Below are 7,872 nucleotides of genomic sequence, written 5' to 3'. Positions count from 1 at the left end.
GTAGCCGCAACTCTGACATCACCTCGCCAGTGTTGAAGCGAAAGTCTGGGGCGATCCAAGCTCCTTCCTTTGCCGCAGGAACGTCAACCGTATTGCTAACAATCGTATCCGGCATGATGACGTCCGCCGTGTGTCACTTAGAGGAAGATCGGAGACTCTGAAGCGCGCCTCCCTGCCGAGCGGACGCATAAGCTGCGTCCATCACTTGCATCATCAATTCTGCGTCGCACAGAGACGCGATTGGCTTTGCGCCAGTATGGCATTCAGCGAGCACTTGCTTGACGAACAGCGGATAGTAAATGTCGGTTTCCACCTGGATGCGGCGGCTCCGCGTGCCGGCAGAAAGATTGTTTCTGTCGCGAAACTCGATTCGATCAGGGCCAGATTTCGCGTACATACGGTCACTTGCAAGCGTGAACGAAAATTCCCGCTGCTCGTCGGCAGTACTCGGAAAGCTATATCCGGTTTCCACCAAGCCAATTACGCCGTCTTCGGTCTGCATGGTGAGCAACGAATAGTCCTCCACAGCGCCTCGATGGGTTCTCGCATTCATCGTGGCGGAGACTCGGGCGACCTCCTTACCAGTGAGCAGTCTGAACAAGTCGATGAAGTGCGTCGCCACATTGATTGTCGATCCACCACCCGAATACACGGGATCGAGTGCCCACCCCGCGCCTGCCGCTTCGTACCGACCGGGCGGGCCCACCACGAAACGAAACGACATGTAATTGAAGTCCGATGGGATGCGCCCCTCCGCGTCTTCAAGCGCGTTGAGCAGTTCACTCATTCGAAAGATCAACGGTACTGCGCAATAGAGATTTGCTTCTTCGGTGAGTTTGCGAAGCCGGGTGACCTGGGACATGTTGATGCCACACGGTTTCTCCAGCGCAAACGGGATCTTTCGAGCGATCACGGCTTCAGCTAGCAACGGCATTTCAGAATGGCGCCCGAACACAAATGCAAAATCAACTTCTTCATGCTCAAGCAACTCATAGGCCGACGAGTACAACTTGCTCCCGAACCGTGCGGCGATTTCCTCGCCTTTCACGTGCTCTGCATCCGACACCGCAACTACCTGAATTCCGGGCGCTTCCAGCGCATTGAGATAAAGTGGGACATGCCAGTGACTGACTTCCAGCAGAGCAACTCTCATGTGTGTCTCCATAATGTTGGTTTTCGACTTCGTTCTTCGAAATCGAACAATGGCAGGTGTATCGCTTGGGGCCATCCGTTTTGGCGTTGGCCGTTGCGTGCGCTCATGCGACGCTTACGCCGGACCCCCCGGTGCCGATCGTCCTTCGGGGCAATAGTCAAATCCAAGAAATTTAAGTGCGTGCACAGCCTGTCCCTGATGCATGGGCCCTCCGTCCTGGGTGCGGCATCCGCGCGCATGCGCTGCGCGGCGAAGCGGCGTCGGCTCAGCCGCGTTAATGATGTCGACTACGATGGTGCCGGGTGCCAGGCGCCCTGGATCAACCGGCATCGCATCGGTGGGCTTCATGCCGAGCGGAGTGGCGTTGATCACCACTTCGAATCCGTGCGGATCGGGCGGCCCCGAATGTACGATGCAGCCGGTTTCAGCGGTAACAGCATCCGCGAGATCAGCGGCCCGGCGCTCGTCCACATCGGAAATCGTTAAGTTGCTCGCGCCTGCTGCAGCAACTGCAAATGCGATGGCGCTGCCTGCGCCTCCCGAACCGACGAGAAGTACTGACTTGTTTGCAGGGTGGTTGCCTTCCCATTGCATCCCGAGCACGCAGCCAACGCCATCGAATATCGCGCCGATCCAGCGTCCATCTGGTTCGCAGCGGATGACGTTGAGCGCGCCGACCTGACGAGCGGTCGGGTCCAGTTCGTCAACAAACGCAAGCATCCGTTGCTTATGAGGCATGGTCACGAGCATGCCTGAGAGGTTGTCCATCGCTCGTGCGCCGCTGACAAAGCCGGGAAGGTTTTCCGCTTTGACCCAGAACGGAACGCAAGCTGCTTCTACGTGTTGCTCAATGAAAAGCTTGTTCAACAATTGGGGCGATTTAGCTGCCGTCAGTGGATCGCCGACTAGCCCGTAGAGCCGCGTTTTTCCGGTAATATATGGTTGGTCCATTGCTGCAAACGTTCAATGTTGGGTAATTGCACAGTCCTGTTGGGCTGCACAGTAGCTGCGCTTTTACGAAGGGAACAATATCTCTTCGCCGAAAGCCAAGTCGATTAATGTTCCACTTATCGACGCGATACGATCGTGCGGTCGCGTGCCGTTCCTGTTGAACGCGCATCTTAGACGTCATGCCGTGACGTAGGCGCAACTCTCAAAGGTAGCGCTCCTCACTTCCAAGGCGCTGGCGGTACATCGAGATCCCAAGTTCCGTATTCGGCTGGTTCATTGATCTCGATGACCTCCAGGTCGTCGGAGCGAGAGATCACGTTGTGAGGAACACCGGCGGGCTGCGATAGGCCGTCACCAGCGCTAAGTGTCACGTCGCCCTCTACACCCGCGAAACGGAACGTCACAGATCCGCGCAGCACATACAGATAATGGGCGGTCATATCATGCCAATGCCATCCCGTAGGTTCTGTGAACGGTTTGAGCGCTCGAATGTGCTTGGCGCCAATACGGCCATTGGTCGCCGTTGCGAGCCCGAGGTCGCGGTACTCTGCGTCGGCACGCAGGCCCTCTTGGTTCCAGGTCGCGCCGTTCGCGTTCACGCGCGCAAAAGCGCTCAGAGATTGCGCCAGATCGCGCGGCCCGTCGTAACGGGAAGTATCTTCGTTATGCATGTGAAATTTCTCTAGATGACGTCAATGTCGCTGGATGCGCCAGGACTGGTTCGTCTGCTCGGCTTGCGCATCGTTGCACCCCTGACGTGATGCAACGATGAGTGGACTAGAGACAGGCTACGATCGGACTTGATTTACAAAATCCTGCGAGTCAGCAGTTTGGGTTCGTCCAGCGATTACCTCACCACGCAAGCGGTCGTACTCTGCTTTCGGAACGGGAGCCGCATCGCGATCGCCCAGATCGTCAAGTCGAACCCGAAATGTTTCTCGCGTGGTGAATGCTGCGAAGGCGGTAATCAGACAGATGCCGAACGTCAGGCAGCCGATTTTCAGCGGTATGTTCTCGGTACCCGGGGGCGCGACAGCTACAAAGAGCGTGGGTGTCAGTGCAGCAAGCGTCGTCCCAACGTTTTGTCCGATGGCCATGCCTGTCACGCGCACCCGTGTCCGGAACAGCTCAGGGAAAAGGCTCGGAAAAACACCGTTAAAGCCTTGGTAAGCGATGCCCCACATCAGCACCGAGAGAACTACCGTAAGCCACAGATTATGGATGCTGATGGCGTAAAGGTAGCCGAAGGAGAGTATCCCGGCGGTAAGCACGCCAGCGAGCACCGGAGGTCTGCGGCCGATTTTGTCAGAGAGATTTCCGACAAAGGGAATCAAAATCACCGAGCAGATGTTGCCAAGCACGGGAATCCAAAGAAAGACACTTATTGGAAAGCCAATACCGTAAGCCGGCTGAACTGCGTACGCGGCGCCAAACACCGTAGCGAGAAGGGCGATGACCGCAACGAGCGCCATACAGATTACGCGCAAGACGTCGTCCCAGCTGCGCCGGAGCACCTCGACAACCGGTGACGCAGGCACTTCGCCGTGGGCCTGTTCGTCGCGGAAAGCTGGAGTTTCCTCAACCTGCCGACGAATAACATACCCCATGATGATGACGACAAAGCTGAGGAGAAAGGGCACGCGCCATCCCCACGAGGCGAATTGATCCTTCGGTAAGAAATGCGCCAACGGCAAGAAGACCGCGGCCGCCAAGAGCTGCCCGGCTTGCACACCCTGTAGGGTAAAGCTCGCAAAGTAACCCCGTCGGCCGAACGGAGCATGTTCAAGAATCATGGGACTGGCGCCGGAGACTTCGCCTGCGACGGCAAAGCCCTGAATCAACCGGAGGATGACGAGCAGCAATGGCGCCCAAATGCCGACCTGCTGATATGTGGGCAACAGTCCCACACCCATCGTCGAAAAACCCATCAAGAACATACAGAAGATCAGCACGGTCTTCCGACCGTGGCGGTCGCCGACGTGGCCAAGTACCATCGCCCCGATGGGTCGGGCGACATACCCCACGCCGAAGGTCGCCAGTGATGCGATGATGGCTACTGTCGGATTGCCCGAGGGGAAGAAGAGCTGCGGGAAAAGCAAGGACGCGGCAGTCGCGTAGATGAAGAAATCGTAGTACTCAAGCGCTGAGCCAATCCAGCCGCTGGCGGCAGCTATCTTTGACTGCCGCTGGCGATGGGTCTCAACCGGGGTGCTTCCCTTCATGACTTGTCTCCGTCTTTGGATTGACTTTTCGGCGCTCGTTCTTTATTGTTGTAACACCGTTCCAGTAAGAACATCGTTACCGATATTATGAGAGTTGTCAAGGGAGCAGTTGACCGTTCGCTTCAAGCGATCGAGTTGCTCGCACGCGAGGCGCGCTGGATGCGCATGTCTGACATCGCCGCAGAGCTTGAGCTGGAAAAGGGACCCGCTCACCGGGTGCTCGCGCAGCTCTGTGAACAAGGGTGGGCCGAGCAAGATGAGCAGACTTCGCAGTACCGCCTGACTTTGAAGCTATCTTTGCTGGGCCAGCGCTACTTGCACGGCCTTGGTCTACCAGGTCTCGTCCAACCGATCCTCGACGAAGTAGCGGGACAGTGCCACGAGCTTGTGCGATTGACGGTCGTCAACGAAGGAACGCTCGCATGGCTCGCGGCATCGCAAGGGGCCGCACCGGGTCTTATGTATTCGCCGTCCATGCACAGCGCGATCGCGTTGCATGCCACGTCGGTAGGTAAGGCCTGGCTGGCAGCGATGTCAAATGACGATGCGGTTGCGCATGCACTGCGCGGCGGGCTCGGAAAGTCAAACGGCCCAGGGACATCGAAAGCCATCACGAGCGTTGACCAATTGATTCCGGAGTTGGAGCGCACCCGTCAACGTGGTTACGGTCTGGTTGTTGAAGAGGCAGAGCCAGGCGTCGTCGCATTGGCTGTCACCGTGACATCGCTTACCGATGGCGTGGTGGTTGGAACAATCAGCATTGCCGGCCCCGTTTTGCGCATCCCCGGAGAGCGCTACGACGCTTTCCACACGCTGTTGAAGGAAGCATCCGAAAAGCTGGGTTCGGTATGGCCGAGAGCGAGCGTCGGTGCTCACGTACATGAGGCGGCCTGACATGGCGAACGCCCAACCGGCTGGAAAGCGAGAAGCCGCGTGGCCAGAACAAGCGGCACGCGCTCTCGTTACAGCACGCCGGCAAGGCGCTTACGCAGATCGGCTTCCAATCATCCTGCGGCCTCAGACTCTCGAAGAGGGTTTCGCGATCCAGCAGGCAGTGAGCATCGGGCTTGGTCTGAAAACTGGAGCGTGGAAATGCGCACTGCCTTCGGCGGGCAAAGTCGTCGTCGCGCCGATTTACGTCGATACGGTCTATTCAGGCCCGAAATGCCTTCTCAGTACCCGCACGGCTGAGCCTCACTTCAAAGCGGAGCCTGAAATTGCCTGCTTGCTGAAGCGCGACTTGCCGCCGAGGAAGCGGCCATATGATGAAGAGGATGTTCTCAATGCGTTAGGCGATGCTCATCTCGCGCTGGAGTTGCTTGGTAGTCGCTATTCGAATCCGGCGCAGATGACCTTTCCTGAATTGCTTGCGGACGGTCTGTTCAATGCGGGCCTCGTCATCGGGCCGAAGATTGAATTGCCGGACGGCGCGACGATCGTTGACTTTCCTGCGGAGTTTGTAATTAGTCTGGCCGGGTGCGATGAAGAGACGCTTCGCTTTGAGGGCCGCCATCCAGATCGAAGCATACTCGCGCCGATCGTATGGCTGACCAATTACCTGTGTGACCACGGCCTTGGATTGCAAGCAGGCCAAGCCGTGATTACTGGTTCGTATGCAGGCGTATTCGAGTTACCCGTTGGTCGCGATCTTCGCATAGGCTTTGGTGAACTCGGTTCGCTACCTATTCATTTCTCAATTAAAATAGGAGTACTCAATGCGTCTGGTGCGTTTTGGCGAGCCCGGCCACGAGCGTCCCGGTGTTCTTGATTTCAACGGCGCAATCCGTGACCTCGGAGGACTGATCGGAGACATCGATGCAACAAGTCTTCCTGCCGCTTCGTTGGCAAAACTACGAGGTGTCGATTTCGATCGCTTGCCTGTCGTCGAAGCTGGAACGCGACTGGGTCCCTGTCTGGCTAATGTTCGCAACCTTGTGTGCATCGGCCTCAATTATTCTGATCACGCGATTGAGACGAATACGCCGATCCCGGTGGAACCTGTCGTGTTCAACAAGCATACAGGTGCGATCAGCGGACCGAACGACCCGGTCATCTTGCCCGCAGGTGCGCAGAAATTAGATTGGGAAGTCGAACTGGGTGTGGTGATTGGCGCACCCGCCTGGCATGTCGATGAAAGCACTGCACTTGACTATGTTGCCGGGTACTGCCTTGTCAACGACATCTCAGAACGGGCGTACCAGCTCGAACGCGAAGGGCAGTGGACAAAGGGCAAGAGCAGCTTCTCTTTTGCGCCTCTTGGTCCGTGGCTGGTCACGCGCGACGAAGTTTCCGACCCGCAACAACTCGACTTATGGCTCGATGTGAATGGCGTCCGTCGTCAGACAGGCAACACACGCACGATGATCTTCACCGTTGCATATCTTGTCGCCTATCTCAGCCGGTTCATGCCGCTCATGCCAGGTGACATCATTATTACTGGAACGCCTCCCGGCGTTGGCCTCGGTCAGAAGCCGCCGATATTTCTCAAACCCGGTGACACAATGACGCTGGGTGGGACCGGACTTGGTGAGCAGACTCAGACGGTCGTGGATTATGCAGATTCGTTAGGCTCCGCTTGGGGTCGCGGAGAATATCCGGTAGCACGATAGAGCGTCTCATCTCGTGGAGGAGATCACATGAGCCTTGCAGGTACGGGAGTCGTCGCAATCTGGCATGATCTGCTGCCAGACGCGAAAAATGAATTTTACGAGTGGCACAACCGAGAACATATGCCAGAACGTGTCGGCATTCCGGGTTTTAGGCGCGGTCGCCGTTACATTGCGTTGGACGCTGGCCCTGAGTACTTTAACCTGTACGAAGCGGACACAGTAGAAGTGCTCGGTGCGCAAGACTATCTTCTTCGGCTTAATTCACCTACGCCGTGGACCAAACAAGTCGTCGCCTCTTTCCGAAGCGTTGCTCGCTCCATTTGCCACGTAGCGTATTCCGATGGTGTCGGGCAGGGCGCTTATCTCGCAACAGCGCGCTTTGACATACCCGAGATGGCGCGCGTCGAGGCCGTGAAAAGTCTGCGTCAACGGCTTCTTCCGGAGCTTGTTGATCGTTCTGGAATTACTGGTGTTCACTTGTGCCTGGCCGACGAGGCGGTTAGCAGAGTTGAAACTGCAGAAAAGAAAGCACGTTCAGAAGGCACAGAAGTGCCGAAATGGATCGTGTTGATCGAAGGATGCCGAGCGGACTATGTCCGTTCCGCGCTCGATGCCTTCAATGTCGGACTCACCCGTTCGCCGGAAGCAAATTCCGTAGTAGCCGACTCCACGATGTACCAACTGGAATATACCCGGTGTAAGACCCCGTGGAGCGCAGGATAAGAAAGCCGACGGAGTAATTCAATCCCGTTTCCAGGCGCTTGAAGCAGTATTTCATTTAAGGACATCCAAACTACGTAAACCGATTTCTTTAATATGATATGTAGTACTACCTATATTTTAAGAAAATGACTAACTTCATCGCACGTCTTTTTTGCCTTGAAAGAAGGCGTTCGCGAAGTTTGTAGAAATCGAAAATTTGGAACAGGAGATAAGA

At 56.5% G+C, this 7,872-nt stretch carries 8 protein-coding genes; 4 read left to right on the top strand and 4 right to left on the bottom strand.

What is annotated here, in order from left to right:
- Window positions 1-133: 133 nt before the first annotated feature.
- From P7F28_RS09635 to P7F28_RS09620, 4 genes are all read right to left on the bottom strand, one after another.
- Window positions 134-1,153: a Gfo/Idh/MocA family protein gene (locus P7F28_RS09635; protein WP_277184277.1), complete on the bottom strand. Its 1,020-nt coding sequence runs from the start codon at window positions 1,151-1,153 to the stop codon at window positions 134-136.
- 114 nt (window positions 1,154-1,267) lie between these two features.
- Window positions 1,268-2,104, bottom strand: coding sequence for a shikimate dehydrogenase (locus tag P7F28_RS09630; protein WP_277184276.1), 837 nt, complete (start codon window positions 2,102-2,104; stop codon window positions 1,268-1,270).
- Between the two features lie 218 nt (window positions 2,105-2,322).
- Entirely contained in the window at window positions 2,323-2,775 is a 453-nt protein-coding gene (locus tag P7F28_RS09625; RefSeq protein WP_277184275.1) for a cupin domain-containing protein, read from the bottom strand.
- A 117-nt stretch (window positions 2,776-2,892) separates the two neighbouring features.
- Window positions 2,893-4,326 carry an MFS transporter gene (locus tag P7F28_RS09620; RefSeq protein WP_277184274.1) on the bottom strand — a complete coding sequence of 478 codons (1,434 nt, stop codon included), beginning with the start codon at window positions 4,324-4,326 and terminating at the stop codon, window positions 2,893-2,895.
- Window positions 4,327-4,413: 87 nt separating this feature from the next.
- On the opposite strand from P7F28_RS09620, the gene P7F28_RS09615 reads away from it, so the two are divergent.
- Genes P7F28_RS09615 through P7F28_RS09600 form a run of 4 tightly spaced genes read left to right on the top strand, consistent with a single transcriptional unit; the run spans window position 4,414 to window position 7,658 of the window.
- The gene (locus P7F28_RS09615) at window positions 4,414-5,220 is read left to right on the top strand and encodes an IclR family transcriptional regulator (RefSeq protein ID WP_277184273.1); all 807 of its coding nucleotides are present in this window, start codon (window positions 4,414-4,416) and stop codon (window positions 5,218-5,220) included.
- A gap of 1 nt (window position 5,221) precedes the next feature.
- Entirely contained in the window at window positions 5,222-6,094 is an 873-nt protein-coding gene (locus P7F28_RS09610) for a 2-keto-4-pentenoate hydratase (RefSeq protein WP_277184272.1), read from the top strand.
- Window positions 6,042-6,935: a fumarylacetoacetate hydrolase family protein gene (locus P7F28_RS09605; RefSeq protein WP_277184271.1), complete on the top strand. Its 894-nt coding sequence runs from the start codon at window positions 6,042-6,044 to the stop codon at window positions 6,933-6,935. Before P7F28_RS09610 ends, P7F28_RS09605 begins: the two co-directional genes overlap by 53 nt.
- Window positions 6,936-6,962: 27 nt before the next feature.
- Entirely contained in the window at window positions 6,963-7,658 is a 696-nt protein-coding gene (locus tag P7F28_RS09600; RefSeq protein ID WP_277184270.1) for a hypothetical protein, read from the top strand.
- Window positions 7,659-7,872 lie beyond the last annotated feature (214 nt).

Origin of the sequence: Caballeronia sp. BR00000012568055 (genome assembly GCF_029439455.1) — a bacterium.
Lineage (GTDB): Bacteria > Pseudomonadota > Gammaproteobacteria > Burkholderiales > Burkholderiaceae > Caballeronia.
Note: the sequence above shows the minus strand (reverse complement) of the source record. Positions and strands in the feature narration are given on the sequence as shown.

Bases quoted from the DNA above. Each gene is read 5' to 3' on its own strand.
- P7F28_RS09635 (WP_277184277.1), bottom strand. From the start codon at position 1,153: ATGAGAGTTGCTCTGCTGGAAGTCAGTCACTGGCATGTCCCACTTTAT.
- P7F28_RS09630 (WP_277184276.1), bottom strand. From the start codon at position 2,104: ATGGACCAACCATATATTACCGGAAAAACGCGGCTCTACGGGCTAGTC.
- P7F28_RS09625 (WP_277184275.1), bottom strand. From the start codon at position 2,775: ATGCATAACGAAGATACTTCCCGTTACGACGGGCCGCGCGATCTGGCG.
- P7F28_RS09620 (WP_277184274.1), bottom strand. From the start codon at position 4,326: ATGAAGGGAAGCACCCCGGTTGAGACCCATCGCCAGCGGCAGTCAAAG.
- P7F28_RS09615 (WP_277184273.1), top strand. From the start codon at position 4,414: ATGAGAGTTGTCAAGGGAGCAGTTGACCGTTCGCTTCAAGCGATCGAG.
- P7F28_RS09610 (WP_277184272.1), top strand. From the start codon at position 5,222: ATGGCGAACGCCCAACCGGCTGGAAAGCGAGAAGCCGCGTGGCCAGAA.
- P7F28_RS09605 (WP_277184271.1), top strand. From the start codon at position 6,042: ATGCGTCTGGTGCGTTTTGGCGAGCCCGGCCACGAGCGTCCCGGTGTT.
- P7F28_RS09600 (WP_277184270.1), top strand. From the start codon at position 6,963: ATGAGCCTTGCAGGTACGGGAGTCGTCGCAATCTGGCATGATCTGCTG.